Source organism: Nocardia thraciensis, from assembly GCF_054782435.1.
In genome coordinates, this window is sequence record NZ_BAAGSM010000027.1 from 25,251 (window position 1) to 52,106 (window position 26,856).

At 69.9% G+C, this 26,856-nt stretch carries 26 protein-coding genes; 20 read left to right on the forward strand and 6 right to left on the reverse strand.

The features are described from left to right. Window positions 1-162: 162 nt before the first annotated feature. From ACYVLQ_RS17840 to ACYVLQ_RS17915, 16 genes are all read left to right on the forward strand, one after another. Window positions 163-534, forward strand: a complete 372-nt coding sequence (locus tag ACYVLQ_RS17840) for a hypothetical protein (RefSeq protein ID WP_460698614.1) — start codon at window positions 163-165, stop codon at window positions 532-534. 4 nt (window positions 535-538) lie between these two features. Continuing rightward, window positions 539-856 carry a hypothetical protein gene (locus ACYVLQ_RS17845; protein WP_460698615.1) on the forward strand — a complete coding sequence of 106 codons (318 nt, stop codon included), beginning with the start codon at window positions 539-541 and terminating at the stop codon, window positions 854-856. A 91-nt stretch (window positions 857-947) separates the two neighbouring features. Further along, window positions 948-2,123: an AAA family ATPase gene (locus ACYVLQ_RS17850; protein WP_460698616.1), complete on the forward strand. Its 1,176-nt coding sequence runs from the start codon at window positions 948-950 to the stop codon at window positions 2,121-2,123. Window positions 2,124-2,161: 38 nt separating this feature from the next. Continuing rightward, complete coding sequence (locus ACYVLQ_RS17855) at window positions 2,162-3,841, forward strand: VWA domain-containing protein (RefSeq protein ID WP_460698617.1); 1,680 nt, start codon at window positions 2,162-2,164, stop codon at window positions 3,839-3,841. 82 nt (window positions 3,842-3,923) lie between these two features. Continuing rightward, window positions 3,924-4,403, forward strand: coding sequence for a hypothetical protein (locus ACYVLQ_RS17860; protein WP_460698618.1), 480 nt, complete (start codon window positions 3,924-3,926; stop codon window positions 4,401-4,403). An 88-nt stretch (window positions 4,404-4,491) separates the two neighbouring features. Next, the gene (locus ACYVLQ_RS17865) at window positions 4,492-5,103 is read left to right on the forward strand and encodes a hypothetical protein (RefSeq protein WP_460698619.1); all 612 of its coding nucleotides are present in this window, start codon (window positions 4,492-4,494) and stop codon (window positions 5,101-5,103) included. 81 nt (window positions 5,104-5,184) lie between these two features. Beyond that, a complete protein-coding gene (locus ACYVLQ_RS17870) occupies window positions 5,185-5,583 on the forward strand; it encodes a hypothetical protein (RefSeq protein ID WP_460698620.1) in 399 nt (132 codons plus the stop codon). A gap of 32 nt (window positions 5,584-5,615) precedes the next feature. Further along, on the forward strand, window positions 5,616-5,759 hold the full coding sequence (locus ACYVLQ_RS17875) for a hypothetical protein (protein WP_460698621.1): 144 nt from the start codon (window positions 5,616-5,618) through the stop codon (window positions 5,757-5,759). Between the two features lie 50 nt (window positions 5,760-5,809). Beyond that, on the forward strand, window positions 5,810-6,247 hold the full coding sequence (locus ACYVLQ_RS17880) for a hypothetical protein (RefSeq protein WP_460698622.1): 438 nt from the start codon (window positions 5,810-5,812) through the stop codon (window positions 6,245-6,247). 75 nt (window positions 6,248-6,322) lie between these two features. Beyond that, window positions 6,323-7,192, forward strand: a complete 870-nt coding sequence (locus tag ACYVLQ_RS17885; protein WP_460698623.1) for a hypothetical protein — start codon at window positions 6,323-6,325, stop codon at window positions 7,190-7,192. Then, on the forward strand, window positions 7,189-7,665 hold the full coding sequence (locus tag ACYVLQ_RS17890; protein WP_460698624.1) for a hypothetical protein: 477 nt from the start codon (window positions 7,189-7,191) through the stop codon (window positions 7,663-7,665). The genes ACYVLQ_RS17885 and ACYVLQ_RS17890 overlap by 4 nt, the downstream gene beginning before the upstream one ends. 586 nt (window positions 7,666-8,251) lie before the next feature. After that, window positions 8,252-8,539 (forward strand): hypothetical protein, encoded by a 288-nt coding sequence (locus ACYVLQ_RS17895; protein WP_460698625.1) that lies wholly within the window; start codon window positions 8,252-8,254, stop codon window positions 8,537-8,539. 316 nt (window positions 8,540-8,855) lie between these two features. Next, the gene (locus ACYVLQ_RS17900; protein ID WP_460698626.1) at window positions 8,856-9,620 is read left to right on the forward strand and encodes a hypothetical protein; all 765 of its coding nucleotides are present in this window, start codon (window positions 8,856-8,858) and stop codon (window positions 9,618-9,620) included. Window positions 9,621-9,688: 68 nt separating this feature from the next. Continuing rightward, window positions 9,689-10,114, forward strand: a complete 426-nt coding sequence (locus ACYVLQ_RS17905; protein WP_460698627.1) for a hypothetical protein — start codon at window positions 9,689-9,691, stop codon at window positions 10,112-10,114. Window positions 10,115-10,459: 345 nt separating this feature from the next. Next, complete coding sequence (locus ACYVLQ_RS17910) at window positions 10,460-10,999, forward strand: hypothetical protein (RefSeq protein WP_460698628.1); 540 nt, start codon at window positions 10,460-10,462, stop codon at window positions 10,997-10,999. Between the two features lie 272 nt (window positions 11,000-11,271). After that, complete coding sequence (locus tag ACYVLQ_RS17915; RefSeq protein WP_460698629.1) at window positions 11,272-11,811, forward strand: hypothetical protein; 540 nt, start codon at window positions 11,272-11,274, stop codon at window positions 11,809-11,811. Between the two features lie 366 nt (window positions 11,812-12,177). On the opposite strand, the gene ACYVLQ_RS17920 is transcribed toward ACYVLQ_RS17915, so the two are convergent. From ACYVLQ_RS17920 to ACYVLQ_RS17945, 6 genes are all read right to left on the reverse strand, one after another. After that, entirely contained in the window at window positions 12,178-13,686 is a 1,509-nt protein-coding gene (locus ACYVLQ_RS17920) for a cutinase family protein (protein ID WP_460698630.1), read from the reverse strand. Between the two features lie 136 nt (window positions 13,687-13,822). Then, window positions 13,823-14,833, reverse strand: coding sequence for a C40 family peptidase (locus ACYVLQ_RS17925; RefSeq protein WP_460698631.1), 1,011 nt, complete (start codon window positions 14,831-14,833; stop codon window positions 13,823-13,825). Between the two features lie 8 nt (window positions 14,834-14,841). Beyond that, entirely contained in the window at window positions 14,842-15,834 is a 993-nt protein-coding gene (locus ACYVLQ_RS17930) for a replication-relaxation family protein (RefSeq protein ID WP_460698632.1), read from the reverse strand. 76 nt (window positions 15,835-15,910) lie between these two features. Further along, window positions 15,911-18,409, reverse strand: coding sequence for a helicase HerA domain-containing protein (locus ACYVLQ_RS17935; protein ID WP_460698633.1), 2,499 nt, complete (start codon window positions 18,407-18,409; stop codon window positions 15,911-15,913). Then, the gene (locus tag ACYVLQ_RS17940) at window positions 18,406-19,398 is read right to left on the reverse strand and encodes a TRM11 family SAM-dependent methyltransferase (protein WP_460698634.1); all 993 of its coding nucleotides are present in this window, start codon (window positions 19,396-19,398) and stop codon (window positions 18,406-18,408) included. The genes ACYVLQ_RS17935 and ACYVLQ_RS17940 overlap by 4 nt, the downstream gene beginning before the upstream one ends. Window positions 19,399-19,448: 50 nt before the next feature. Beyond that, window positions 19,449-20,120 (reverse strand): hypothetical protein, encoded by a 672-nt coding sequence (locus ACYVLQ_RS17945; RefSeq protein WP_460698635.1) that lies wholly within the window; start codon window positions 20,118-20,120, stop codon window positions 19,449-19,451. 561 nt (window positions 20,121-20,681) lie between these two features. Between ACYVLQ_RS17945 and ACYVLQ_RS17950 the strand changes: the two genes are divergently transcribed. From ACYVLQ_RS17950 to ACYVLQ_RS17965, 4 genes are read left to right on the forward strand one after another with little or no spacing between them, the layout of a single operon-like run. Continuing rightward, window positions 20,682-21,533, forward strand: a complete 852-nt coding sequence (locus ACYVLQ_RS17950) for a hypothetical protein (RefSeq protein WP_460698636.1) — start codon at window positions 20,682-20,684, stop codon at window positions 21,531-21,533. Continuing rightward, on the forward strand, window positions 21,524-21,922 hold the full coding sequence (locus ACYVLQ_RS17955; protein ID WP_460698637.1) for a pilin: 399 nt from the start codon (window positions 21,524-21,526) through the stop codon (window positions 21,920-21,922). Before ACYVLQ_RS17950 ends, ACYVLQ_RS17955 begins: the two co-directional genes overlap by 10 nt. Window positions 21,923-21,924: 2 nt before the next feature. Further along, the gene (locus ACYVLQ_RS17960) at window positions 21,925-23,817 is read left to right on the forward strand and encodes a hypothetical protein (protein WP_460698638.1); all 1,893 of its coding nucleotides are present in this window, start codon (window positions 21,925-21,927) and stop codon (window positions 23,815-23,817) included. Next, window positions 23,814-26,795, forward strand: coding sequence for a TraG/VirB4 family ATPase (locus tag ACYVLQ_RS17965; RefSeq protein ID WP_460698639.1), 2,982 nt, complete (start codon window positions 23,814-23,816; stop codon window positions 26,793-26,795). The genes ACYVLQ_RS17960 and ACYVLQ_RS17965 overlap by 4 nt, the downstream gene beginning before the upstream one ends. Window positions 26,796-26,856: the final 61 nt, after the last annotated feature.

A 26,856-nucleotide genomic window follows, 5' to 3' on the forward strand; every position in this document is an offset into this window, starting at 1 on the left:
CGATCGTGCGTGGTCGATCCGTGGGGCGTTCCGTGGGGACCTCCGTGGGGTCCTCGGTGGGGCGCTCAAATCGCCCCACCCGACCGCATCATAATGCCTGGTAGGCATGCATATCGAGGCCCCTCTGCGACACGGGATCACGTACCCACAAAGGGTAGGTACATGACTCTGCGGCGGTACCGCCCGTCCCTGGCGACCGTCTCGCCAGTCCTGTCCGCTGCTGGCATATTTGCCCCTCTGTTCCTCTCCTTGTTCTCCATTTCATTATTCTTTGTGGTCATTCTTTTCGTCTTTCGTGTGCGCGGCCGGACGGCTGTGCATGCGCATTTCTTCCCGGAATTGCGCCGTCAATTCCGGGGCGAGTCCGAAAAATTCCCGGAAAAAGGGCGGTTTTCGGGTTGCGTGCGTATGGCGGATCGAGTTAGTTTCGTTGTGGCCCCGGAAAATCGGGGAAATCAGCAATCCGAATGTGTTTCGCGCCCGGCGTATGCGATGATCCGCCGTGATCCGGCGCGCCTGAAATGGGGAGGTTAATGCCATGACCGTATTCGAGTTGAACGACAACGAGATTTTTGTCGCGCTGCTGTCGCGTGACGGGGACGAACTCGGTTACGACGATTTCAGCGACTTCGATACCGCCCGCGCATGGGCCGACAACCACATTCGCGACTTCGTGACCACCGGCGGCGATGTGTGGGACTACCGCGTGGATGTGATGCGGGTGGACCGCGACGAATTCGAGTCCAATTCGTGGGGCGTGGATGCCGACACGATCGTGGCGCGCGCTGGCTGGGACCGTGCGGCCGGATCTGTCACGTGGCAAACCGTCGGCCCGTTCGACCTCGGCGACATCTGACCCGTGACCCCGTGCCCGGGGGCCGATGCGGCCCCCGGGCACGGTTCCCGCCCCGGATTCGTATCCGTCCCGCTTGCAAGGAGTTTCCACGATGACATCCCCCGCCCCCGCTACCGCCGCCCCGGGCGCGCGTCTGGGTAACGGTGAGTTGCGCCGCATGGTCGCGCAAGTGCTCGCCGACAACCCGTCCACCGACTACACGCCCCGCGACATCGCGAAACTGATCTCGCGGTCGTCCGGTGCGATCGGTAACGCGCTGAAAAAGCTCACCGACGACGGACAGGCCGAACAGACCAGCGCGAAACCGTTGCGCTACCGCGCTACCGCCGCCACGGCCGCCGCTGCGGTCGGTGCCCCCACACCCGCCCCGGCAGCACCCGCACCCGCCGCACCGAAACCGGCCGCCCCGACCACCAGGGCCAAAAGCAAGGGCACGGGCAGAGGCAAAACCGTCGCGCCCGCCCCGGTATCCGGTAGGACCGTGGCGCGTCCGAACGGGCAGGACTACCACCTGCGCAAGCTCGCGGGCCGTACCGATGTGGATGTGTTGCGCACCATGCGCGCGGCCGAGGTCCCGGTGCTGTTGTACGGGCCGCCCGGCACGGGCAAGACGTCGCTGATCGAGGCCGCGTACGGGGATCTGCTGACGGTGCAAGGTGATTCGGATACGACGGTGGCGGATTTCGTGGGGGAGTACACCCAGAACCCGGACGGCACTTTCGTTTTCGTGCACGGGCCTTTGATCCGGGCGATGCGTGAGGGCCGGGTGCTGTTCGTGGACGATGCGACGTTGATCCCGCCGACCGTGCTCGCGTGCATGTATCCCGCGATGGACGGCCGCAAAGAGATCGTGATCAAAGCCAACGGCGGCGAGGTCGTGGCCGCTGCGCCCGGGTTCTTCGTGGTAGCGGGGCACAACCCGGGTGTGCACGGCGCGATCCTGTCCGACGCACTCTCGTCCCGGTTCGCGTTCCAGGTCCGGGTCGGCAGCGACTACGACCTCGCTACGCAGCTCGGGGTCGACGCGAAAGCGGTACGGGTCGCCCGCAACCTGGCCACCCGCAAGGACGCGGGCGATATCGGGTGGGCCCCGCAACTGCGAGAACTGCTGGCGTTCAAGCGCATTGCCGCCGCCACCGACACCGCGACCGCTGCGGCGAATCTGATCGGCACCGCCCCCGAGGACGACCGCGAGATCGTCTCGACCGTCGTCAGAACCGTGTTCGGTGCCACCTACACGCCCCTCGCCCTGGGCTCACGAATCTGACCGCCCCCGATCCCTGCCAGTGAAAGGCACTGCCCGCCATGACATCCCACGTAATAGCCGACCCGGCCGCCACCCCCGCGACACCGCCCGCGCGGGCGGGCTGGGACGCACTGTCGGCCGACCTGACCGCCGAGGCCCCGCCGATCGCCGAGCGCGACGACCTGATTGTCACGATCGCCCCCGGTGCCGCGCACGGGCACCCGGCGGTGTTCTTTCCCGCCCGCGCCGCGATCGAGATCGATGGCGATCTGTTGAAGGTCGACCCGGGCACCGTGCGGCCGGATCGCCTCGCCGACCGGGCCCGCTACGCGGCGGTGTGGGGTGCGTTCACCCACGAATGCGCCCACGCCCAGCACAGCCGTTGGGATCCGCCCCCGATGGCGAACCCGGCCGTGGTCGAGGCCGCGATGCTGCTCGAGGAATCGCGGATCGAGGCCGCCCAGGTCCGCCGCTGCCCCGACGACCGACACTGGCTGCGCGCCTCGGCGACCGAGATCATCATCGGCGACAGCGGCGGGCCCGCCGCCGCGAAATCCCTCCCGGCCACCGATTATGCCGCCGCGCAGGCGGCCGCGCTGCTGCTGGCCCGGGTGGACGGCGGGGTCCTCGAACCCGGTGAGTGCGGCCCGGCCGCCGCCGCTGCGGAATCCATCCTCGGCACCGCGAAACTCGCTGCCCTGCGCGAGATCTGGCAGGCCGCGCACACCACCGCCGACGACGACGCCGAACGAATGCTCGACCTCGGTCAGCAATGGCTCGATCTCGTCGGACCGGTCCCGCACGCCGACCCCGACCCGCACTCGGCCCTGTCGGCCGCGATCGCCGAGACGATCGCCAACATCGGCACAGCCGTAGACGCCGAACCGATTCCGGCCGATCCCGCCGAGCTGGCGCGCGCCGCCGCTCGCGCCGAGGCCGAGGTCGAGGCCGCCGCACGGAAGGCAGCGGGGAAGGTGTTCGGCAAGACGGCCTCGACGCGACGTACCCGCGCCCCGCGCACCGACGAGCGCGGCGCGGCGCGTGTGCTGGCCCGCGCCCTCAATACCGCCAGCCAGCGTGAACGCGCGGTCGTCAAGACGACCTCGGTGGTGCCGCCGGGCCGGTTGCGGATGCGCGGCGCGATGGCACGCGAAGCCCAGCGCGCGGCCGGAGCGATCCCGACCGCCGAGCCGTTCACCCGCGCCATCCGCCGCGCCACCCCGATCCCGCCGCTGCGGATCGGTGTCGCGTGCGACCGATCCGGTTCGATGTCGGCCTACGCCAAACCGGTTGCCTCGACCGCGTGGATCATCGCCCACGCGGCCGAACTGGCCGCCATGCCCGCCGACACCGCCACCGTCACCTTCGGCGAATCGGTTTCCCCGATCACCTACCCGGGCACCGCCCCGGCCAAGGTTACCGAGTTCACTTGCCCCGACGGCGAGGAAGCACTCGATGACGCGATCGATGCCCTCGACGGCGCGCTCGGGCTGTCCCGCCCGGAAAACACGAGGCTGCTGGTCATCATTTCCGACGGCTGCTACTGGGACCACCATCGCACCCGCGCGCAACAGCGCATCGACCGGCTGCGCGCGACCGGGTGCGCGGTGCTGTGGCTGACCCCGGACACCTGGGGCAGGGCCCCGCTGGACAACACCACCGTGCACGTGATCGAGGACCCGGCCACCACCGCCGCCGCGATCGCCAAAGCCGCCGTGACCGCCGTACGCCACGCATAGCCCCCGCCCGCCGGGCGCGGCGCACCCCGCGCCCGGCACGGGAGAACACCGAAAACGATTCGACCGCAAGGAGATTGGCGCCATGGCTGACAACACCCTCGACCCCGACGACATCCTCAACCAGTTCCGGGCCACCCGGTGGGACATCGCCGAGACGATCACCGCCCACACCGCCGACGAGGACCGCGTCGAGCCACCTGGCGAGGCCGCCGAGCGCCACGACCGGCTCGAAGAGCTGTACCGCGACGCGACCGAGCTGATGGACGCCCTCGACACCCACCTCACCGGCGGGGGGCGACTGCCCCTCGCATGGACCCGCACTACGGCCGTGACAGCGCGTGTGCTCGGCGGGGTCGAGGCGCTGCTGGCCACCGTCTACAGCTACCACGGGCAACGAACCGTCGACCCCGGTGACATCGACTGGGCCAGCGGCCACGGCCACCGCATGCACATCATCGAGCACCCCGACGGCTCGGTCACCTTCACCAAGGCTCACCGCGACACCTGCCCGTTCATCACCAGCCACGCCACCCGGCAATGCGACGACGACTGCGGCACCTGAGCCGGACCACTGCCGAACCTCGCCACATCACCGCCCTTTCGAGGGCACGAAATCGCAACTACCGCAACCACAGTCAGGAGTAGACGACATGGCACCTCGCATGTATCCCGAACCGACCGGTGGGGGCGCACAGTACCTGCGCCCGCGTGATGCGATCGCGGCCCGCAAACGCCGCGAATTCCGCGACACCGTGCACGCCGATCGTGACCGGGCTTGTGCCGCCGATGATCTGGAGACGGCGCTGGCCTGTGAAGACTTGCTGGTGCGGTGGGGTATGGACCCCGGCGACCGCCGCACCTGCGGGCGGTGCGGATGGTGGGCCGACCACGCCCACCACCCCGACCAGTGGGCGACAGTGAGCGGGCAGGCCGGGCACATGCGCATCCGGGATATCCGCGAGGCGCTGGTCGTGTTCGACCGCGCCGCGACCGAAACCACCTGGACTCTGTGCCCCGGCGACGCATGGACCGAAACCACGTACGGGGACACGACTTTCACCGTGTTCCTGGCCGACGAACCGGTCTGTGCGGCGTTCATCGTCGACCGCGTACGCGCCGGGGAGCGCGAATACACGCCCGCGCTGAACGTGTGGTTCGACGCCCGCGCTACGGCCATCGCCGACGCCTACCACGACAGCACACCCGCTGCGGGCCAGCCCGCCAGCGGCCCGCACGCCGCATCCCCGCGCCCACCGAGATAACCAGACCGGCCCGCCGTCCCGCCCATGGACGGGACGGCGGGGACCGGTACCCACGCCCACCCACGGAAGGAACCCACCCTCATGACCCCGAACCCGTCCACCGGCCCATTGCCTCGATCGGTGCTGAATGCCCGCCTCGCTGCCGCGCACGCGATGCCGGGCGGCGCGGCCCGCGAGCAGGCCATCACCGACCTCGTGCTGGCGGCGATCGTCGCCGAGATCGGTCGTCGCGCGCCAAGCGTGCGGTCGGTCGACTTCGACTGGGCCCCCTACGGCGGCCTCCACGTTGCCGCGTTCCGCGGCGAGGACGGCGCCGAGGTCCACGACGAGCGCCTCGCCGTCGACCTCATCCCGTGGGCCTCGGATCTGCGCTCCCCGGACCTCGCCGGCATGACTCGCGCCTGCGGCGACGGGCCCTTCCATCTCGACCTGCGCGCCGTCCGCGACACCTCCCGCACTTCGGTCGAGTCATCGCGGTGAAACACACTCCGCCAGAAAGGATTTACCCCGTCATGCGCACCATCGGCTATTGCGAACGCTGCCGGAAAGTCAAGACCGTCACCATCACCCCGCACAACCTGACGCTCAACCGGCTGACCGGCCTCTGCGACGACTGCACCGACCGCCCACCCCCGCACCCGACCCAGCACCGGTAACCCGCTGACACCGGATTGCAGTACTCGAAACACATTAGGAGACAACGATAATGGTCGACCACACCGCCCCGGAAACGCCGCCCACCGCCGCCGACATCCTGGCCGCCCGTGCTCGCCGCGCCGCCGACTTCTACCCGCACGACCCGGTCACCCGCGCCGCGTTCGTGCGGCACTGCGACCGCGCGAGCGTGCTGGCCACCCACGCCGAGGTCTACCTGCACGCGTTCTGGGAGGCACTCGACAGCGGGCGCATAGCCCAGCCGGTCGGGCCGAACGCACCGCAAGATTCCCGCGCCGAACAGGTCAAGGTGGTCGCGGAATGGGCGTGGGCGCACGCCGACCCCGGCACCGAGTTCACCAGCGACGATCTCGCCGCCGACATGGACATCGCGCTGATCACCAGCACCAACCTCCACCCCGGCTCGATACGTGCCACCGCGCCCACCCTCACCTACCCGCCGGACCCGGACACCCACGGCGGCAACTGAATCCCCATCCACCCCGGGCGCGGCGAAACAGCAACGACCAAACCCGCGCCCGGGTATCGAGAGGAGATCTCTGCGATGACGAACGAGACAACCCCGGCCCCGGCGATGTGGCCCGAGGACACCGAATGCCCGGTCCGCGCCGGTGACGAGGTGGGGCTGTGCCACGCCCCGCCGGACACGCTCGGCCGGGTCGCGCGCGTCTACACCGAGGACGCGCTCACCAAGTGCACGCTGGAAATACGCGGCGGCACCACGTATCTCGCGTATCCGTGGGAGCTGGATCCGGCCGACGACACCGTCGATCCGGTCGACTGGGACCTGCGAATGGCGCGCTTCCTGACCGTGCAACGCGAGCGCGTGCTCTACCGGATGCTCGAACAGCAACGCGACATCCTGCACCGGGTCATCGCACTCACCAAACAGGCCACAGCGATCATCCACGAGCTGTGCGCAGGCCGCACACCCGGCCCGCCCGGCCATTCGCCGATGGAATTCACCGCCACCGGCCTCGACGAGGAACTGCGGCGGATGGCGGAGTACCGCGAGACCGTCGTCGATTCCGGCCTCTTCGCTCCCGACGACCTCAAGGTCCAGCTCGCGATCGAGACCACCGAGCCGACACCGGCCCCGCCACGGCCGCAGACCGCCGAGGTGCCGCGGACCTCGCCACCACCCGCGGACCGGATCGCGGAGGCCGACCGGTTGCACGCCGACATCCGTGACCGGCGGCGCGACATGGCACAGCTGTACACGACGCTGTGCACCAAATACGGCCTCGATCCCGACGACCCCGGCCATCGAGACAACGACCCCGCCTTCGACGTCGCCTACCTCCAGCAGCGCGATGACCTCCACGGCGACATCGCCAGCGCCACCGAGAAACTGATCGACCTGATCGAGGCGGGCGGACCGCTGCCCACCGCGTGGACGCGGGGCCACGCATGACCGCCGTGCAGGCGGGTGCGGCGCGGGTGTGGGCGATCGAGGTCGCCGGTCCGGGACGGCACGACGGCGAACGGCCGCACGGCTACCTCATCGACGCCGACACCCTCGCCGACGCCGCGCGCCGCGCGTGGCTGGTCCACCTGTGGACCGAGGCATCCGAACACGGCCTGGTAGCCGCCGACGGCACCGTGCCGTCGTGGTCGGCCGCCCGCAACTACGCGACCGGACCCCATCCCCGCGCCGACGACGTCCTCGTGCTCAGCGGACAGGAATCCTGCTGCACCGCAATCACTTCGACGGGCAGCGATCCGCACCACCCCGGCGGCTCCCTGTCAGAGGTGGTCACGTGCCGCTGCGGCGCGCAGTGGTGCCATATCACCTGGGCGCAAGTAGCACCGCACATCGATCTCGACCGGCTGCACGCACTCGGTTACCGAGTTCATGGTCCGACCCCGGAGCACACCCGCGAGTGACCCGCACCCGTCGGCCGTGACCCGAGGCCGACCGGCCACAGCTCCACCTCGACCGCCGCCACCGTCTCCCGCGTGGTGGCGGTCTCGCCTCGAATTCGATGATCCGTGCGAGATGGCGAGTCGAGTCGAGTTCGACTCGAATAATCACTATCCGAATCGGAACACGCGCGTGACTGCCGCCGATAGTTGACCAACGATTCACGTGTCGAGCAGCTGGCTCGCAGCCGCATCTGACCCAGAGGTTGCGGTGATGATTGGTCATCGGCGGGTACGGCAGCGGGCTTCGATATCGGCGATGAACAGGTCACGCCGCCCATTGCGGGCTTGTGGTCAACATTCCCTGGGATATGTCAAATGTCGCTGGCAGTCGCAATCGGATGCACAAGCGAAAACGACCGAATCCAGCGGTATCGGCTTGACATTCACGCGGTATCGAGCGTTCATGTATGTGGCTCCCGAATTCTTGGAATGATGGCCCTGCGCCACCGGTGGGCCGCCCTATCCAGGACACGGCACCAACACTCTCGAGATTCTCGAATTCCGCGATGGAGGTGCTCTGTCCATAAGCCGAATGGAGGTAATTATCATGACCGCCGACCATCACCACGAGAACCCCAGACGCCCGCTCACGGCGTGGATCGCGCACCGGCGATGGGTGCAGGTCCGCCTCTGCCGTCGAGCCCGAGTCGCGGAGCGTCTGATGCAGGCACTGCTGGAGGGCCACTCCGTCGACATGCCCGGCCCGATCGAGTCGGCCGTGCTGGCCGTGATGTTGATGGTCCACGACGAGTGGTACCCGCGGTGTCCTGATTGCCACAACGGGGAACGGTGGTGGGGCGGGCGGCCCTGGCTCGGCACCGATTCCCCTGACTGACCGGCGGGCCTTTCATCACGCAGACCGACTTGGCTCGAGAAAGAACACCCACAAGAAGGCCTTCCTGTACGACACCTTCGTCCGAATGGCCAAGTAGCCCTGCCAAAGGCCAACCATCGCTGGCACGCACAACACGAGAAGAAAATCCAGTCGCATATTTTTCTCCACGCACCGCTTGACATTGATACCGGTATCGAGCGTTGATAGACGTGGGAACACCCGCCACACCCGGGTTCGGGTGATACGGCGTGGTTCCCGTCCCGGCCGGGACATGACCGAATATCCACCAATTCCCACCTATCAGGGAGGAACCGTCATGTCCGCACGAAAGAAGAACACCACAAAGCGCGCGGAAAACCGCGCCACCGAAACCACGCCCGAACCGGTTACCGCACCGGCCGCCAGTGCGCCGGAGCTGCCCACCGACAACGAGAAAGAATTGTGGGCCGCGCTGGAAAACCATCCCGGATCCACCGCCGCCGAACTGGCGGACGCGGCCGGGATGGCGGGCTCCACCGCCCGGCACATCCTGTCGGGCTGGGCCAAAACCGGTGCGGCGCGCCGTGACCGCGACCCCGGTAGCCCCCGCGCCGCTCAACGCTGGACACCTACCATCCCGGCCGACCCGGCCGCCGAGCCGCAGCCGGAAGCGGACGCGGAACCGGGCAGCGACACCGCCAGCACCGCCACGGAATCCGCCGCCGACGCGCCCGCGCCCGAACCCGCGCCCGGGACGCAGGAACCGCCGGAACCGGCCGCAGCGGGCCCTACGGGCGGCGAAACCACGGCCCCGCCCACCGACATCCCCGACGGCGGGGGCGACACCCCCGACGGCGGGCCCGACGCGGCAGCGGGGCGGCAGGAGTCACCCGAGCGGCTGGCCCCGGGCGCGTTGCGGGGGCTGGTCGAAGACCACCTGCGTGACGCCCCCGGCAAGGAATTCACACCCAATCAGATCGGGAAGGCGTTGGGGCGCAGCAGCGGCGCGGTGCACAACGCGCTGGCCAAGCTCACCGTTCTGGGCACGGCCCGCCAAACCTGCGAGCGGCCCAAGAAGTTCGCCCTCGCGACCGGTGAGTGACCACGACGCACCGACCGCACTCGACCGGTTTCCGCCACGAATCTTCTGCGAGAAAGGCTTTGACCGTCATGAACGACATCATCAGTTCCACCAGCTCTACCAGCCTCGCCGCCGTCGCGGTCGCCTTGCACGAGGTGTTCGATTCCTCGGCGCACGGTCCCGACAGTTTCGAGCTGTGGGTGGTGATCGCCGACGAGGCCGCACGGCAACTCGCCGCCGATACCGCGCCGCCGCAATGGCTTCCGGTGTTCACCATGTACCGCAAACTACGCACCGAGGCCCTCCTGCACCCCGGCACCGGCCGGATGGAGATCACCAGCGGGCACTTGGCCGGTACCATCTATCGCGACTTCGACAGCGCGGCCTGGGCAGTGGTCACCCACCATCCCCTCGCCGAGCACGTCGCCGGGGTCACGGAGCTGCCGACGTGGCGGCTCGACAGGGTCCACCCCACGCCGGACCCGCGCGCTGGCGTGCACCCCGCCGCCAGCTGATCCCGGACAAGCGCACGAACGGCAGGTGGGCCGGGCAGGGATCTGCCCGGCCCACCTGCCGTCGCGGCATCTATCGGGTGCCCGGCTGTGACGCGACCACACCGCCCCACGGCCCTGGTGCCGCCGGGTTTGCCGCTGCGCGGAAATTGTGGGGCGGTCGGTAATGGACCGAATGCCGTGGTCGGGCCCGTCGGTCGTCTAGGGCGGGTTGACATTTGGGGTGTATCGAGCGTCAATGCGGTGGGGAAATTGTTCCGGCGGGATATGTCGGCCCGGCGGTTATCCGGAAACGTCGATGCCTCTGGTGTGAATGCGGGGGTTGTCATCTGGTTGTAAGGAGGAGGAATGGCGAAGCGCTGGGTTTTGACTACTATCGTGATACACACGGTGCGTTGTTGCGACCTCGGGGAATTGTCTGCTTTCGCCGCGAGGCACATTGCCGAGGGGTACCGGGCTGCCGACCCGTGGGCGGGTCGGGACAATGCGTGGGTGCTGTGTATGTGGCGATCTGTCACGTTCGACCTCGGACGCAGGGAAATCGAGGACCGGTGCTCCGCGGCGGGTATCACGTACGAGCGTGAGGACACCGAACACATCATGCGCGACACCGCAGCCCACGACGACCGGGGTGCGGTCAGAACGTCAGCCAAGCTCAGCGGTAATGCTTACGTGTCCATTCGATGTAGGGATACCCGGGTATTCGGCCGGTTGCTGCTCATGGCTCCGCACATATGCAACCACGGCGTCACGATATGCACCGAATGCGCGGAAAGCTGGGAACTAGATTACGAGGTGCGATACTCGAGCACCATCGCCGGGCGGGAATTGTCCGGGCAGCGTGCCAGTGCCGACGCATCGCCCTCCCACGAACGCCGCGCCGACTAGATGCGCGCGTTCGCACGGGCCCCGGGTGTTCCTTTTGTTGCCACTGTGGATCACCCCGGGGCCCGGTCTCGGTGGTCGGTCCGGCATGTGGGGGTCGCATATGCGGACCGCGCGTAGTTATAGGGCGGGTTGACATTTGTGGCGTATGGAGCGTCAATGCATGGGCGGGGAATTGTTTCGGTGGGGCGCATCGGTCCGGCCGGATTTCGGAAATGTTCGATACCCCCGGGGGTGGTGGCGGGGTTTATCGGCTCATGACAAGGAGTGCAGGCATGGTGATATATGCGGTTGTGGATGCCGTCGTGACTCATACGGTGCGTGGTAGTGATCTCGGTGTGTTGACCGATTTCGCCGCGAGACACATCGCCGACGGGTACGAGGCCATCGAACCGTTGGCGGTACGGGAGAACCTATGGGAACTCAGTATGTGGCGTTCCATGCGTTCCGACCTCGGCCGTCCCGAAATCGAGGCTCGTTGCGCCGCAGCGGGCATCACCTACGAGCGTGAGGAAACCAGGCACGTTATGCGCGACAACGCAATACACGATTCCGACGGCGCGATCAAATTGTCGGCGAAACTCGGCGGTGCCATGTATGTGTCCGTGCGATCAAAGGATGACGCACATATCAGCAAGGTGCTGTTCATGACCCCGGAAAATTGCAACCACGGTGTCACGATATGCAGGGAATGCGCCGAAGGCTGGGAAATAGATTACGTGGTGCGGTACTCGCGTACCGAAGGCGGACGGAAACTGGCCCGGCAGCGTGCCGATGCCGACTCGTCACCCGCCGCCGAACGCCGCGCCGACTAGATACGCGATCGCACGGGCCCCGGGTGATCCACTGCCACCGCGGATCACCCGGGGCCCGTTCTCGGTGGTCGGTCCGGCACGCGGGGGCCGCGTATGCGGACGCGTGGTTGTCGGCTACCCACCCGGCCCGACACCGCGCCCGGGACCACGGACGAACCCCCGAGCGGTAACGCGCTGTGGACCCGGGGCGGCGTGCGGGTTCGGCGGGGGTGTGCCGATTTCGGCGGACGGGCCGTGCGTGCCGAGGTCCGCCCGGCGGATGTTGCCACCGTCCCCGGCCGGGCATCGGCCCGTGTCGACTGGGGTTCCCGGTCGCGGAGGGCCCCACCCACGCGCTGACGACGACCGCGCTTCCGGTGCGCGGTGCTATCGCACGGTGTCGAGTCGAGTGATGAGCCAGCTCAACGCCTGCCGCCCGGCGTCGTCGGCGTAGCCGTCGCGGTCCACTTCCGGACCGGCGAGGCGGGCCGCGTCACTGCCCTGACGGGCCAGATCGGTCAGCGCGTTGCTGGTGTCGGGACTGGTGGAGTCGGTGAAGGTGTGTGCGAGCCCGGACAAATAGGTTCCAGCGTCCCCGGTCAGGGCCGAGGCCGCGGTGGTGGCGAGGTCTGCGGCGATGGGGATGAGGCCGGTGAGCGCGAGCGCGGCACCGGCCGGGTCGCCGGTGGTGAGCTTCTGTATTGCGTCCCAGGCGATTTCTTGTGCGTGTCCGATGTCGGTGGCGATGCGCCCGATGTCGAGGTTGGCGATGATGGCGACGATCTGGGCGGCGATCGCGGTCCATCCGGACGTGTCGAGGGGCGCGGCGAGTGCGAGGGCGCGGGCGACGAGGTGCAGGTCGATCTGGGCGGCCATCTGGACCAGCGGCGCGAACCGGTTGTTCAGGTCTCCTGAGACTTGGTGCAGGCCGGGGATATTGCCGGTGGCGAGCAACCCGGGCAGCTGGGCGAGGTCGCCGACGATCGCGGGCACGCCCGCGGCGAAGGAGGTCAGCCCGCTCAGGACGGTGACCACTTGCCGCACGATCTCCGACGGATCCACGCTCCCGATCGAGCCTGCCGCTGTCTGCTCCGGACCGTCGAGTGAACCTGCCGCGTGCCCCGGGCTCGCCTGCGGCGAGAGCGCGGGTGCGGGAGTGGGGTCCGTGCCAGGGGCTGCGGTGCCGCTGGTAGGTGGGAAGGCGTTGTCGGTGACGGCGCGGCCGAGGGCCGAGAGGACGGGTGCGGCGTGTGAGGAGGTAGCGCAGGTGAGGTCGCTTGTCGTGCAGAGGGTGCGGACTCGGTCGGCGAGGGCGCCGAAGTCCTCGCCGCGGGGGCCGGCGATGCCCTCGCCGGGCGAGGGTGGTCCGAGCTGCGGGGTACCGGCCGCGCGGCGCGGGTCGGAGAGCAGCGCGACCGCCACGGTCCGGGAGGCGGGCAGCGGGCCCCGGTTGTTCCCGATGGCGGTGGCGAGGTGTCCGGCGATGTCCGCGCCGTGGGAGTATCCGGCGAGCACGACCCGTGTCGAGGAGCACAGCCCGGCCAGGAGTGTCGAGAGGGCCTGCCTGCCCTCGGTTCCCGAGGCGTTGTACGGGGTCGTCGAGGCGGGTTGGGTGAGGGTGTGGACGGCGATGTTCCCGCCGTAGCGCTGGCGCAGGCCCTGGCCGATCGGGGCGAGTGTTCCGCCCGGCTGGTCCGAGCCGGTGGAGCTGGGTGTGGTTACTCCGGTGCCCGGGACCAGGACTGCGGTGAATCGCGGACAGGCCGGGTCGGCCGGTGCCGGATCGGCCAGTGCCGGACCGCAGCCGAGAATCGCCACGGCGGCGACGATGGCGGCGCTGATCAGGGTGCGGGCGGGGAAACGGGTGCGGCGGTGAGTGTGTGGATGGTGGGGCATAGGTGTGACCTCCTGGAGAGTCGGGGAATTCGGGTGCGGTGGGTGTGGACGTGGTCGGGAAGCGCTCCAGTGCGCGGAAGGCTTTGGCGCGGTGGCGATCTCGCGAGCCTCTCGGGGCTGGTGCGGGGCATGGTGGTCATTCGGGGCCGCCGTGGGGTGCTGAGTGCCGGGGTGTGGCGGCGGGTCGAGTCGCGCCGTAGTAGTCGTCTGCGGGGTAGCGCAGCTCGCTGACTTGCAGGGGAACTCCGAAGGTGGCGGCCTCGACTTTCTTCCCGGCTCCGAGATAGATGCCGACGTGGTGGACGTCGGCGTCGGTGCCGTAGAAGACCAGGTCGCCGGGCTGGAGTTGGTGTTCGGGGATGCGGGGCCCGGTGTGGATCTGGTCGTAGGTGGTGCGGGGCAGGTCGATTCCGGCGGTGGCGTAGGCGGCCTTGGTGAGGCCGGAGCAGTCCCAGCCGCCTTCGCTGGGGCCGTCGCCGCCCCACACGTACGGCTGCCCGAGCTGCGAGCAGGCGAACGAGATCACCTGTGTGGCAGCAGGACTGGCGGGCTGCAGCGCGCGGCAGTCGCGGCTGACGGGTGGCGGGTCGAGCCGGTAGCGGGCGGCCTGGTCGAGGACTTGCTGCACGTAGTCGTCGGAGTGGTTGTAGGCGAACAGCGCGCGGTGCAAGTCGTCGGGTGCGCCGGAGTCGCACAGGTAGAACGCGGCGGCGTGGACGGCGTCGCTGTCGTTGTAGCGCGAAGGCGGGCTCGCGCCCCCGGGCGGGAGCTGGTGACGAGTGGTGACCGCGTCGAAGGTGGGGGCGAGGAATTGCATGAGACCCCCGGCGCCCGCGAAGTTCTCGCCACTGCGGACCCCGGGGAGCTTGGAGCGGCCGTGGTCGGTCTCGACCTTCCCGATCGCGGCCAGTACCGACCAGTCCAACCCGGGACAGTCGCTGGCGGCGCGTTGGTACAGCACCAGCAGCTCCGGTGGGATGTCGTCGCGGGCCTGCGGGCTCGGCGCGCTGCCCGCGCCCGGCGCTGGGGCGGGGGCGGGGGCCTGGGAGGTCTGGTCGTAGACGACGGTGACGGTGACCACGGCGGCGATGACGACGACGAAGAACACGATCACCGCTGAACCTGCGCCGAGCGTTTTGACGAGCATTCCTCCGATCACCTACCGGCCTGGAAGATCGGCGGCGGAGCGGGGAGCATCTGCCCGCCGACAGCGACCGGGGCGGGTTCGGTGTTGATGTTCTCCGGTGGCGGGGTGCGGTGCGGCCAAACGCTGGTCAGCTCGTGGAGGTGGACGCGGCCGGTGCCGGTGGGGTCCAGTGCCAGCCAGACGCGGTCGGCCGGGCTGGGATGGCTGGTGGGGTCGAGGAGTTCGGCGGCGGCGGTGGCGACGGGGACCGCGCCGGGGTCGGGTAGCGAGGCGGCGGTGTCGCGCAGGGCGTGGCGGGCGGCGGTCTCGCGGAGCCGGGTGGGGACCCAGAGCAGGACGGGGGTGATGACGCCGGTGGTGCGGGCCAGCTCGGCGTAGCCGAGGAGTTTGGCGGCGATGCGGGTCGGGTTGGTGGTGGTGGCGAGGTCGTATTCGAGGAAGAAGTCCAGCCGGTGCCCGTGCCGGGTGTAGCGGCCGAAGCTGTCGGGTCGGGCGAGGTCGCCCCAGAGGCGGCGGCAGCGGGTCTCCGACCACCAGGCCGTGACTTGGGCGTCGTGGTGGGTGCGGGTGGCGAGGGTGGTGAACCAGTCGTTCACGCCGATGGTGTGGGTGAGGGTCAGGGCGTGGGCGATGTCGAGTGCGTGCTGCGGGCGGTACTGCAGGGTGCGCAGGCTGGTGTCGGCCTCGGCGGCGAGCACTGCGGCGCCGGCTGGGGCGAGGACCCAGTGCCAGGGTGCGCTGCCTCGGGTACGGAACGGCCGGAACCGGTCCACGACGCCGTAGCGGTGCAGCAGTGCCAGGCGGCGGCGCGCGATCTTGAGGGTGGGGAAGGCGAGTGCGGCGAGCTGGTGGGTGGTCAGCACGCGGTGCTCGTAGAGCATGCGCAGGATCCAGCGGTCGCGGTCGGTCAGCCGTGCCACCAGCTGTGCGGTGTCGGAGGCTTGAGCGGGGGTCGGGCGCGGTGCGCGCAGGTCGGCTTGCTGGTCGGGACGGGTGATCATCGGGGAGAACCTTTCGGGCACGGAGCGGCACGACGCGGGGCAGTGCAGCGGTGTGCCTGTGAGTCGGGGTGGGTGGCTACTTCAGCCGGGGATCGCCGGTGGCGGGCGGCGCGTCGCGGTGGCTGGTGCCGGGCACCGGCGTGGACGCCGTGCCCGGGGGCGACCCGCTGGATCGGGCCCGCGCGACGGCGGCGATGTCCCGGGCCCGGCCCGGGGTCGGCGGCGGCAGGGGCTGGGTGGTGAGCGTGAACGGGCGCGCCTGCTGGCCGTGCACGAGCAACCGCGCGGCAGCGTGGAAAGCGTCCAGGTGTGTGAGGTCGTGCTCGGTCAGCCACGGTGTGGTGTGGCGTGCCAGCTCCCGCGCGTCGTCCGGGCTCACGGCGAAGATGACCTTGTTCCTCGCGTTCGCGCTGATACCGTCGCGCAGATCTTTCGGTAGCTGGGCGAGGTTCTGATGCGCCAGCAGCAGCGAGAGGTGCAGGCCGCGGGCTTCGGCGAGCATGTCCTCGACCGGTGTGGACAGGTTCAAGAAGTTGTGTGCTTCATCGAGGACCAGGGACGCGTCGGCGCGGTCGGCGGCGGGCTGACGGGCGCGGGCGGTGGTGGCCTGCCAGGTGCGGGCGACGAGCAGGGACCCGACCAGGCGGCTGGTCTCCTCGCCGAGGGAGCCTTTCGGGAGCCGGGCCAGGCAGATCCCGCCATTGTCGAGAACGTCACCGAACTCGACGGTCGAGGGCCCGGCCGCGATCGCGGCGCGCACGAACGGCCGCAGCAGGAACGCCCGCAGCTTGTTCAGCAGGGGACCGATGACTTGGGCGCGTGCGGCCTCGGACAGCCCCTCGTAGCCTTCCCAGAACCCCCGCAGGACGGGGTCACTGGTGGTGCGGGTGACCCGGGCCCGGAATGCGGGTTCGGTGAGCAGGCGGGGGAGGTCGGCGAGGGTGGCGGTGCCGGGCTGGGCGCACAGGGTGAGCAGGCTGGCGCGCATCACGTCGTCGGTGCGCGGTCCCCACCACTGGGCGAACACCCGATGGAACACGGTGACGAGGTTGTCGACCGCGAGATCCAGGCCCGCGTGGCCGACCCGGCCGATATCCAGGGGGTTGACGCACGGTGGCGGGGCGTGCGAGTCGGCGTCGAACAACACCACCTTGCCGGCGAGACGGCGGGGGAGGCGGGCTAGGACGTCGGTGACGAGGTCGCCTTTGGGGTCGATGACGATCAGGCCGCGCCCCGCGTCGGCGTCGGCAAGGATCGTCCTCGCGAGCAGGGTGGATTTGCCGACGCCGGTCGGTCCGAGGATATGCAGGTGGTGGCGGGCGTCGGTGACGCGGACCGCGACCGGGCGGCGGCTGGCGGTGTCGGCCACGCCGAGGGGCTTGGTGTGCTCGCCGGGAGACGGGATGTCCGGCGCCGGGGGGAGGGCGCGGGCTCCGGCCCGGTGCAGGCCCGGGAGTCCGTCGTCGTCGGGGAGGTGGGCGAGGGTGGCCAGCTCGGGCACCGAGAGCACGTCACCGCGCCCCAGCCGCCGCTCACCCACGGCGCGGGCGAGCCGCCAGCAGCGCCGCCGCCGGTAGAAATTGTGATCGGCGCACGCCCCGAACACCGTCGCCAGCGCGTCCGCGCGGCCCCGCGCCACCCGCCGCGCCCCACCGACACCCCCCGCATCTTCGGAGACCGGGATCGAGACGGCGTAGCGGATGCGGGTCTCGAAATGCGGACCCCGGGCTTTGACCGCTGCGGCCCGCACGGCGGTGTTGTACTCCATCGCGGTCTGCCGGTCGGCCGGGCCGGAAGTCGACCGCGGCGAGCGAGAACGAGTCAGGGGGCCGGGAGTGATGAGGTCCAGTAGCTCCCGCGCCAGCGCCCTCAACCCGCCACCCTGTCGGGTGCCGGAGCGGGTGGCGCGCGCTATGCGGCGGCCGGTGACCGGACGGGCCAGGATCTGCACACACGCGGCCTGGCCGGGCCCGAGATCATCGGCGGCGATGATCAGGTCCCGCACGAGGTTCCCGCCGTGGTCGGTGCGGATTGGGAACGCCTCGGAGCGGCCCAGTCGCAACTGCCCACCCACCAGCACCCGCCGCCTCCCGTCAGCATCGCCGGGCAACGGCGAGATGGGGGTGTCGTCGGTGTCGGTGTGCGCGCCGGGCCACGCCGACGCGATCGCCCGCTCCACCAGACCCGCCGGGATCTCTCCGGGCACCCACATCCGGATCGCGGCACCGTCCTCGGGAGTGACGGTGTACTCGAACCCCACATGCGGCTGCCCGAACACCGCGCGCCGCCACGCCGGGCGCAGCTGCCCGTACAGGTGCGACCACAGCGCGGTCGCCGCCTTGGCATCGACCTCGGGCGGCGTCATCACCGTGATCCGGCGAGCCCCCGCCCCCAGCCGGTGCCTGCGGACTCCCGCGAGCACCCGCGCCACCGCGAGCAGTCCTGCTGCCGCCAGTACGACCGGGATCACCGCGGGCGAGACGACGGCGTGCCCGATGTCTCGGGCGAGGTCCCCCAGTGTCTGACCCGGCGACAGCACGAACCGGCCCAGTAGTCCGGGCTCCGGCGCGTTCATGCCGCATCCCGGTGCGACTCGAACGCTGCGGTTCCCACGGCCCGCAGCGGTGCGGTAGTCTCATCCGACGAATGAGACCTGTTGGGGGACAACGACTTCCTGGCCTCTCCACGCTTCTGCAGAACGATTACGTCCTCGTGCGCGATCAAATGGACCGGCAGGCCCGCGTCGCGGCGTTTGACGATGAAGTCGCGCTGAAAGAAGCTGCTGCGGGCGACGAGATCCCCGTCCGCGAGCCGCCCGAGCAGCGCCACGCAGCGTTCGACGGGGGTGAGCCCGGCCAGGGTGCCGCAGGTGATCAGGTGACCTGGCAGCGGGACCAGTTCGGCGTGCTGCCGCCACGGCCGCGCGGTGATCACCACATGCCCACCGGGGGCGAGGAACTCCGCGGCCCCGGTGAGGATGCGCGTGAACCCGCTCAACAACCTGCCGAGGCCGACGTTGGCGAGGTTGCCGCGGTCGAGCACCGACCCGTACCGGTGGTCGCGCTTGTGCACCCCTTCTCCGGCTTTCATCCGCACGTGCCCGTGGGTGGAGTCGCCGTAGGGCGGGGACGTGATCACCAGGTCCACCCGGCCTCGCAGCTCGTCGGGGAGCAGGGTGGGCAGTTTGCGGGCATCGCCGTGGTAGACGGCGGCGTCCAAGGTGATACCGGCGTCGCGGGCCAGGCCCAGGTTGGTGCGGGCCAGCTCGGCCCACTGCGTCTCGTATTCGACGCCGACCGCGCGGCGGCCCAGGTGGAGGGCTTCGACCAGGGTGGTGCCAATGCCGCACATCGGGTCCAGGACGAGGTCTCCCGGCTGGGTGTATGCCTGCACGGCGTGCTGGACGATGACGGGCAGCATCTTGGCCGGGTGTTTCACGCTGTCGGGGTGATACCGGCCCCGCACCCGCTGGGCGGCGGGGGCGGTTTGGCCGGTGGCCCACACCGACACCGCCGGTGCGTGGCCGGTCGCGGCGGTGGGTGCGGTGGTGGGGTCGAGGGTCATCGGGTTCCTTTGCGATATCGAGTGACGGGACATAGGTGGGGGTGGTGATCTCAGTGCTGGGCTGGTGCGGACTCGGGCCGCAGGAGCACGACCAGGTCGGTGTGGGCGACCGTGTGCCGGGCGGGGGTGGCGATGTCGGGGTCGCCGGTGCTGACGGTGGTGCCGTGCAGGGGTGCGGCGATGATGTGCTGGAGGTAGAGCAGGTCGGCGGCCTGTGCGGCGGACACGACCGCCCCGACCGGATCGGTCAGCACGCCTGTCTCGCTGTGGCCGCAGCGGCTGAGCACGACCAGCAGCCCGCCCTCGGCCAGCCGGGCGCTGGCCAGTTCCGCGACGCGGTCGGCAGCGGCCACCGGATCGAGGTCCGGGGCGAGCAGGCTCGCCAGCACGAGTTCGGCACCGTCGTCCGGGCCGGGCAGGCCCGGCGCGATGCGTCCGGTCCGGCTCAAGCCGTCGATCACCGTGAGCGCGTCACCGGTGTCCGACGGCAGCACGGTCAGCGGGCCGCGACTGGTGGGCTCGGGCCAGTCCATCAGTAGGACTCGATCGCCGGGAGCGGAGAACTCGGTCACGGCGCGGGACACGACCGGGGTCGGCCAGCGGTCGCCCGGATCGATCGGTGTGGTGCCTGCCGCCCACACGGTGGACGGGACCACCCGCCGTGTGGCACTGCTGCGCGGGTTCCAGCTGTTAGGGAATGGCTGCGGGGATTGCGTGGTCATACGGAAAGCTCCTGACGTAGTGGAGTGAATGGGGTACACAAGATAAATTCCACTCGGAGGCCGATTTTTTGGCGTCTCCGCCAGAGAATCTTCAGTAATTTTCCGGAGCCGGTGCCGAGTCGGGAGCCTCCAGTGGGAAAGTCTCCGGGGCGCGATGGTCTCCGTCGAGAATATTTTGAAAAACTTTTCCGGCCGGTGTGGGCAACGGTGATTGCGGCGGCCCCGAAACAACCTCCAGACAGCCTCCAGATCGCCTCCACTGAATCACAATGCCTGGTAGACGGGTACTTTTCGGGCGGGTGTCGTAGCGGTCCGGGCTGATTTGAGGGCAAGTGTGCGCGGCGGTTTCGGGGTTGGTTGGGGGCTATTTGGGGGTTGTTTCGAGGTCGGTTGGGGGTTGTTTCGGGGTTAGTTGGAGGTTGTTTGGAGGTTCGCGTGTGCTGTCCTTGCCGGTATGAAATCGGTCGTCGTTCATCGAGCAAGGAGTTCCTGGTGACTAATTCGGGATACACGGATTTTCGGCGCAGCCGAGAGATTGTGGAACTCTCGCCTCTGAGGGTCGTGTCCTCGGCATTCGACCGCCTCGCCGGTGAGCCGGTGCCCGCCGGCGCACCGGCGAGTCTGGGAGTCGAGGAGGGGGTGTCGTGGGGCGAGGTGCACGAGCGGTTACGGTCTCGGTCGCTGCCGGTCGACGCCTTGTGGGCGTGGCTGATCGGGTGCGCCCGCCGGGGGTGGACAGTGCGGGGCGGTCAGACGGTGCTGGGGTGTATCGGACTGGCGGTGCCGATGCTGGCGCGAGTCACCGGCCGGTACGCCGCTCCCGGCAGCGGCGACCGCGACGAGGCGGAAGCCGAGATCGTGGCGGGGTTCGTGCGGCAGCTGCGCGAGATCGACCTGGATCGCCCGCATCTGTGGTCGCGGTTGTGGTCGGGGACCATGCACAGCGGCCGGTCCTGGACTCGCCAGCGCGGGCGCGCGCCGTCGGCGATCGACCTCGACGACAATCCCGCGGCTACCCGTTCGATCCTCGCCGTGACGTCCCACGGCCATCCGGACCTGCTGCTGGCCGAAGCGGTCGCCGCTGAGGTGATCACCGCCGACGAGGCGGAACTCGTCGCGATGACCTGGTGGGAGGGGCGGTCGGTGTCTGCGGTGGCCCGAGGACTCCGTGAAACACAGTCGTACTGGACGATCCGCAGACAACTCCAGTCCGCCGAAACGACACTCGCGCCGTGGTTGGTCGCGCGTACCGCCGACCCGCATCCGGAACCGGACAACCTCGCGAATACCGCGTTGCCCGACCGTCAGCGACCGTCGGTGTCCACACTCCCGGCTTCCCGGCCAGAGGGGCTGAGTGGACACGCCCAGCCCACTGTGGTCGTCGGGGATGAGGAGGCACGGCGATGCGCATAACCCGCACCCCCGCACTATCCCCAAGTCTCGCGGTCCGAGGACGCCTGCGGCGAGCAGGTGGGGCCATCGGCGCGGTGCTGGCCGTGGTGGCGGTGCTGTCGGTGGTGTCGGCGTCGGCTCCGGCGTCGGCGCAGCCGGTGCCGGTGCTGGCGATCGTGACCTCGTTCGATCAGCTGCTCGACAACGCGCGCACGTGGCTGATCGGGATCCTGGCCGGGCTGGCCACGGTGTGCCTGACCGTCGCGGGCGCGCGCTACCTGCTGGGCGGCAACGATCCGGCCGAGATCGAGAAAGCCAAGACCGCGCTGCGTGCCGCGTGCATCGGCTACGTGCTCGCGATGCTGGCCCCGGTCGTGGTCTCGGTCCTCAAATCCCTCGTGGGAGCCTGACCATGCCAGCGCGTACCCACGCGGCGATCCACCGCAAGACGCTCCGGGCCGTAGCGGCGGTGGTGCTGCTGGTCGCGGCGACACTGATCGCCACCCTCACCGCGGCTACCGCGCTCGCGCAACCTTCGACCACACCGCCGCCGATTCCGCTGGTGGTGCCGTCGGTGCCGCCCACGCCTACGCCCACACCCGGGCCCGTGCCCGCTCCGCGCTGGCAGCCCGAAACCCCTGCTCCGACAACGCCGGGTGCTCCGGTCCCCGTCACCCCCACCCCGCAGTATCCGCTCGACCCCGAGTATCCGGTCGACCCGGGCACCGGAATCCCGGATGGCTCGTCCGGTGACGGGGACGGCGGGTGCGGGGTCACCAATATCTCCGGCTGCGTCGCCGACGCGGTCGACGGGGTCTTCCAGCGGCTGGTCGATTCCGGGTTGAATCCGCTGCTGGACCTGCTGTCGCGGACCCTGCTCACCACCCCGGAACCCGGTGAGCTGCCGCGGGTGGGGGAGTTGTGGCAGTCGTCGTGGCAGCTCGTGGTTGCGATGTACGGGCTGCTGGTGATGGCCGCGGGCATCCTGTTGATGGTCCGCGAGACTCTGCAGGACCGGTGGTCGTTGCGCGAGCTGCTGCCCCGGCTCGTGGTCGGGTTCGTCGCCGGGGCGATGAGTCTGCTGATCGCGACGCAGGCGATCCGGTTCGCCAACGCTCTCGCTTACGCCCTCGCGGGAGACGGCGTCGATCCCGACTCCGCCGCCGCCGCGATCCGCGAGCTGGCCTTCACCGGCCCCGGGTCGGGGTTCTTCCTGATCCTGCTCCGGGTCGCCCTCGAAGTGATGGTGCTGCTACTGCTCATCGCCTACGTCATCCGAGTCGCGATCACCGTGATCCTGGTCGTCGCCGCACCCCTGGCCTTGATGTGCCACGCCCTGCCCGGCCTGGACCAGGTGGCGCGCTGGTGGTGGCGGGCGTTCGCGGCCTGCCTGGCCATCCAGGTCGTCCAATCCCTGGTGCTGGTCACCAGCCTGCGGGTGTTCCTCACCCCGGGTGCCTGGAACTTCTTCGGCCCCAACGCCGACGGCATCGTGAACCTGATCATCGGCCTCGCCCTGATGGGGGTACTGGTCAAGACCCCGTTCTGGCTGCTGTCCGCGCTGCGGATCGGCCAGGGCCGCTCCCTGGCCGGGTCGATCGTGCGCGGCTACATCACCTACAAGACCCTCCGCGTGCTCAAAGGCAAGAGCTCCACCGCATCCTCACGCACCGCCGCCGCTGCTACCCGACGGTCCAAGCGCGCCGTAGCCCGGCCGCCCAGGCCCCGCTCGGACGACGACCCGTACGCGCGGGTGCGCGCCACCCGCGACGGGCAGCTGGTGCTCCCGCTGGAAGGAGTCCACCGGGTCAAACGGCGACCCCCACCCGCCGGACAGGCTTCCGCCGCACCGCAACCCAAGCCCGCGACCTCCCGCGCGCCGCGAGGTAGGCAGCTCGCGTTCGACTTCTCCCCGCTGGACCCGTATCGCGGGATCCGGCCCGGACGGGGCGGCCAGGACCCGCTCCCGATCGCGGTTACTCGGGTGCGGCCCGCACCCGCAGCGCCCGAACCGGCCCCGGCGAAGCGGACACCCGCACGAAGCTCTCGCGGCACGCAGCTGACGCTCGACTTCGACACACCCGCAACGCGCGACCCCTACGCCCGCATCCGGCCACTGCGCAGCGGCCAGTACCCGCTCCCCATCCCCGTCAAGAGGGTCCGCCCCGCCCCGCCCGCACCCGTCCCGCCGCAACCGCCGACACCGGCATCGAAGCGGTCGGCGGGGCGGCAACTGCATCTGCCGCTGCCGGATCTCCCGGTCCGCCGCCGCGCACCCCGCACACCCCGAGGAGGACTGCCGTGACCACCCCCGTGCGTATACCCGCCGATGTCGAGCGCCGCGACCGCCTGATCGGGCCCTTCACCGCCCGGCAACTCGCCATCCTCGCGACCACCGGGCTGCTGCTGTACCTGGCGTGGATGGCCACCCGCACGGTGGTTGCGCCGCTGGTGTTTCTCGCCGGTGCAGTCCTGATCGGCGTCATCGTCACGGTCGTCATCTCGACCACCCGCGACGGCCTGTCGGCCGACCAACTACTCCTCGCGGCGCTTCGCCACCGGCTCCGGCCACGGCACCTGATACGCAACCCCGACCGCGTCGACGCGGTGCCACGCTGGGCCACCGGCCGGGCCGAGCGGGGCCCGCGCGTGCCGGTTCCGGCGGCGTTGTCGGCCGAGTCCGTGCGCCTGCCGCAGACGGTGACCGGCAGCAGCGGCGGGGTCGGGGTGGTGGACCTCGGCGCCGACGGGCTCGCGGTCCTCGCCGCGGCAGGCACCGTGAACCTCGCCCTGCGCACCCCGGCCGAACAGGACAGCCTCGTCGCCCAGCTCGGTGGCTGGCTGCACACACTGCGCCAGCCCGTGCAGATCCTGATCCGCTCCGCCCGCCTGGACATGACCGCCCACCTGTCGGCCCTGGACACCGCCACCGGCGATATGTCCCCGGAGCTGGCCGACGCCGCCCGTGGCCACGCCGACCACCTCGCCGACCTAGCCGCAGGCGAAGACCTCATCCAGCACCAAGTGCTGCTGGTCTGGCGCGAACCCGTCCAGGCACCGGCGGCCCCCGCATCATCCTCGGGGGTGTTCCCGTTACGTCGGCGTTCACGGGGATGGTTGTCGGGCGCTGCGCGCCGGGCTGCCGAGTCGCGACTGGTGCGCCGTCTCGGGGAGGCCACCGAACTGCTGGCCCCGCTCGGGGTCCGTGTGACCGCCCTCGATGAGGAACAGGCGGCTGCGGTGCTCGCTGCCTGCTGTAATCCGGGCAGTCTCGTGGCGTCCTCGGCCGATACCGCCGGTCCCGGCGAGATCATCACCGCCGACCCCGGCGAGCACACCGGCGCCCTCGGCCTGAGCATCGATGCCGACACCGAATCCGGCACGGAGACATCAAGTTTCGGACCCGAGTCGCTGTCGCTCCGGCCCCGGCACCTCGAAATCGGGTCGGACTGGGTCGCGACCCTGGCGGTGACCGGATTCCCGCGCGAGGTCACCTCCGGCTGGCTGACGCCGTTGCTGTCGCATCCCGGGCGCCTGGATGTCGCCGTGCATGTCGACCCGATCGACCCGGTCACCGCCGCCGGGCGCCTGCGCCGCCAGCTCGCGCGGCTGGAGTCCTCCCGCCTGCATGACACCCACCGGGGCCGGTTCGCCGACCCCCAGGTCGACGTCGCCGTCGAAGACGCCGCCGACCTGTCCGCGCGGGTCGCCCGCGCCGAGGCCCGCCTCTACCGGGTCGGCGTCTACCTCACCGTGCACGCCGACTCCGAAGCCGAGCTGGCCGACGAGATCGCCGCGGTACGGGCCCTGGCCGCCAGCCTGCTCATCGACACCTGCCCGACAACCTTCCGCGCCGCACAGGGCTGGGTCACCACCCTGCCGGTCGGACTGGACCTGATCCGGATCGGGCGCACCTTCGACACCAGCGCACTGGCCGCCGCGTTCCCGTTCGACTCCCCGCAACTACCGGTGACCGACCCGATTGCCGCCACCCGCCCACGTGGCGTGCTCTACGGGCGCGACGCCGCAGGCGGTCTCGTGTTCGCCGACCGGTTCGCCGCCGAGGCCCACAACCACAACGCGGTGATCCTCGGCCGCAGCGGAGCAGGCAAGTCCTACCTGGCCAAAACCGAAATCCTGCGCTCGCTGTATCGCGGCATCGAGCAAGTGATCATCGACCCCGAAGACGAATACCGCCGCCTCGCCGACGCTGTCGGTGGCGCGCACCTGCGCCTCGGCGCGCCCGGCGTGCGCCTCAATCCGTTCGACCTGGAAATCCGCACCCGGCCCGACGGCCGCCGCACCGCCCCCGCCGACGCCCTCACCCGCCGGAAACTCTTCCTGCACACCCTTATCCAGGTGCTGCACGGCGCGCAAACCCCCACCCAGCGGGCGGTCCTCGACACCGCCCTCACCGCCACCTACGCCGCCGCGGGCATCACCGACGAGCCCACCACCTGGACCCGCCCCGCACCCACCCTGAGCACACTCCGTGACCAGCTGGACCGGCTCGACACCCCTACCGCCCACGAGCTGGCCGCCGGACTGCACCCCTACGTCGCCGGGGGCGCATACGCCGGGCTGCTCGACGGCCCCACCACCACCGACCCCGACGCCGGACTGATCGTGTTCTCGCTGCGGGACCTGCCCGACGAACTCAAAACGATCGGCACCCTGCTCGCCTTGGACGCGACCTGGCGGCGAGTGTCGGACCCGGCCACCCGGAGGCCCCGCATGGTTACCGTGGATGAGGCGTGGCTGATCATGCGCCAGTCCGCCGGAGCCGAATTCCTGTACCGGGCCGCGAAGAGCTTCCGCAAGCATTGGGCCGGGCTCACCATCGCCACCCAAGACTCCGCCGACGTGCTATCCACCGAACTCGGGCGCGCGATCGTCTCCAACGCCGCCACCCAGATCCTGCTGCGCCAAGCCCCTCAAGCCATCGACGAGGTCGCTACCGCGTTCAAACTCTCCGACGGCGAACAGCAATTCCTGCTCACCGCGTCACGGGGCAGCGGATTACTCGCACTCGGCGGCACCGACCGAGCCGTCTTCGCATCGATGGCCTCCGACTTCGAGGACACGTTAATCACCACCACTCCGAGCGAACTCACCGCTATCGGCGAGGAGAACGGCGACGTCCATATCGATTTCGATCTCAGCGCGTTGCCATCACTCTGCCCACGCAGTGCCTCTGCTGACGACAGCGAAAACACTGATCACACATACATCGACACCGACGTCAAAGACGACGTGTTCATCGACGCGGAAGGCGTGGCATGAGTGGCCCGGCTCCGCGCCACCATCCTGGCCAGGGACAGCCCGGCGGTGTGGTCGGGGGCGG

Excerpts from the sequence above, each read along its gene's own strand:
- ACYVLQ_RS17840 (WP_460698614.1), top strand. The coding sequence starts at position 163 with ATGACTCTGCGGCGGTACCGCCCGTCCCTGGCGACCGTCTCGCCAGTC.
- ACYVLQ_RS17845 (WP_460698615.1), top strand. The coding sequence starts at position 539 with ATGACCGTATTCGAGTTGAACGACAACGAGATTTTTGTCGCGCTGCTG.
- ACYVLQ_RS17850 (WP_460698616.1), top strand. The coding sequence starts at position 948 with ATGACATCCCCCGCCCCCGCTACCGCCGCCCCGGGCGCGCGTCTGGGT.
- ACYVLQ_RS17855 (WP_460698617.1), top strand. The coding sequence starts at position 2,162 with ATGACATCCCACGTAATAGCCGACCCGGCCGCCACCCCCGCGACACCG.
- ACYVLQ_RS17860 (WP_460698618.1), top strand. The coding sequence starts at position 3,924 with ATGGCTGACAACACCCTCGACCCCGACGACATCCTCAACCAGTTCCGG.
- ACYVLQ_RS17865 (WP_460698619.1), top strand. The coding sequence starts at position 4,492 with ATGGCACCTCGCATGTATCCCGAACCGACCGGTGGGGGCGCACAGTAC.
- ACYVLQ_RS17870 (WP_460698620.1), top strand. The coding sequence starts at position 5,185 with ATGACCCCGAACCCGTCCACCGGCCCATTGCCTCGATCGGTGCTGAAT.
- ACYVLQ_RS17875 (WP_460698621.1), top strand. The coding sequence starts at position 5,616 with ATGCGCACCATCGGCTATTGCGAACGCTGCCGGAAAGTCAAGACCGTC.
- ACYVLQ_RS17880 (WP_460698622.1), top strand. The coding sequence starts at position 5,810 with ATGGTCGACCACACCGCCCCGGAAACGCCGCCCACCGCCGCCGACATC.
- ACYVLQ_RS17885 (WP_460698623.1), top strand. The coding sequence starts at position 6,323 with ATGACGAACGAGACAACCCCGGCCCCGGCGATGTGGCCCGAGGACACC.
- ACYVLQ_RS17890 (WP_460698624.1), top strand. The coding sequence starts at position 7,189 with ATGACCGCCGTGCAGGCGGGTGCGGCGCGGGTGTGGGCGATCGAGGTC.
- ACYVLQ_RS17895 (WP_460698625.1), top strand. The coding sequence starts at position 8,252 with ATGACCGCCGACCATCACCACGAGAACCCCAGACGCCCGCTCACGGCG.
- ACYVLQ_RS17900 (WP_460698626.1), top strand. The coding sequence starts at position 8,856 with ATGTCCGCACGAAAGAAGAACACCACAAAGCGCGCGGAAAACCGCGCC.
- ACYVLQ_RS17905 (WP_460698627.1), top strand. The coding sequence starts at position 9,689 with ATGAACGACATCATCAGTTCCACCAGCTCTACCAGCCTCGCCGCCGTC.
- ACYVLQ_RS17910 (WP_460698628.1), top strand. The coding sequence starts at position 10,460 with ATGGCGAAGCGCTGGGTTTTGACTACTATCGTGATACACACGGTGCGT.
- ACYVLQ_RS17915 (WP_460698629.1), top strand. The coding sequence starts at position 11,272 with ATGGTGATATATGCGGTTGTGGATGCCGTCGTGACTCATACGGTGCGT.
- ACYVLQ_RS17920 (WP_460698630.1), bottom strand. The coding sequence starts at position 13,686 with ATGCCCCACCATCCACACACTCACCGCCGCACCCGTTTCCCCGCCCGC.
- ACYVLQ_RS17925 (WP_460698631.1), bottom strand. The coding sequence starts at position 14,833 with ATGCTCGTCAAAACGCTCGGCGCAGGTTCAGCGGTGATCGTGTTCTTC.
- ACYVLQ_RS17930 (WP_460698632.1), bottom strand. The coding sequence starts at position 15,834 with ATGATCACCCGTCCCGACCAGCAAGCCGACCTGCGCGCACCGCGCCCG.
- ACYVLQ_RS17935 (WP_460698633.1), bottom strand. The coding sequence starts at position 18,409 with ATGAACGCGCCGGAGCCCGGACTACTGGGCCGGTTCGTGCTGTCGCCG.
- ACYVLQ_RS17940 (WP_460698634.1), bottom strand. The coding sequence starts at position 19,398 with ATGACCCTCGACCCCACCACCGCACCCACCGCCGCGACCGGCCACGCA.
- ACYVLQ_RS17945 (WP_460698635.1), bottom strand. The coding sequence starts at position 20,120 with ATGACCACGCAATCCCCGCAGCCATTCCCTAACAGCTGGAACCCGCGC.
- ACYVLQ_RS17955 (WP_460698637.1), top strand. The coding sequence starts at position 21,524 with ATGCGCATAACCCGCACCCCCGCACTATCCCCAAGTCTCGCGGTCCGA.
- ACYVLQ_RS17960 (WP_460698638.1), top strand. The coding sequence starts at position 21,925 with ATGCCAGCGCGTACCCACGCGGCGATCCACCGCAAGACGCTCCGGGCC.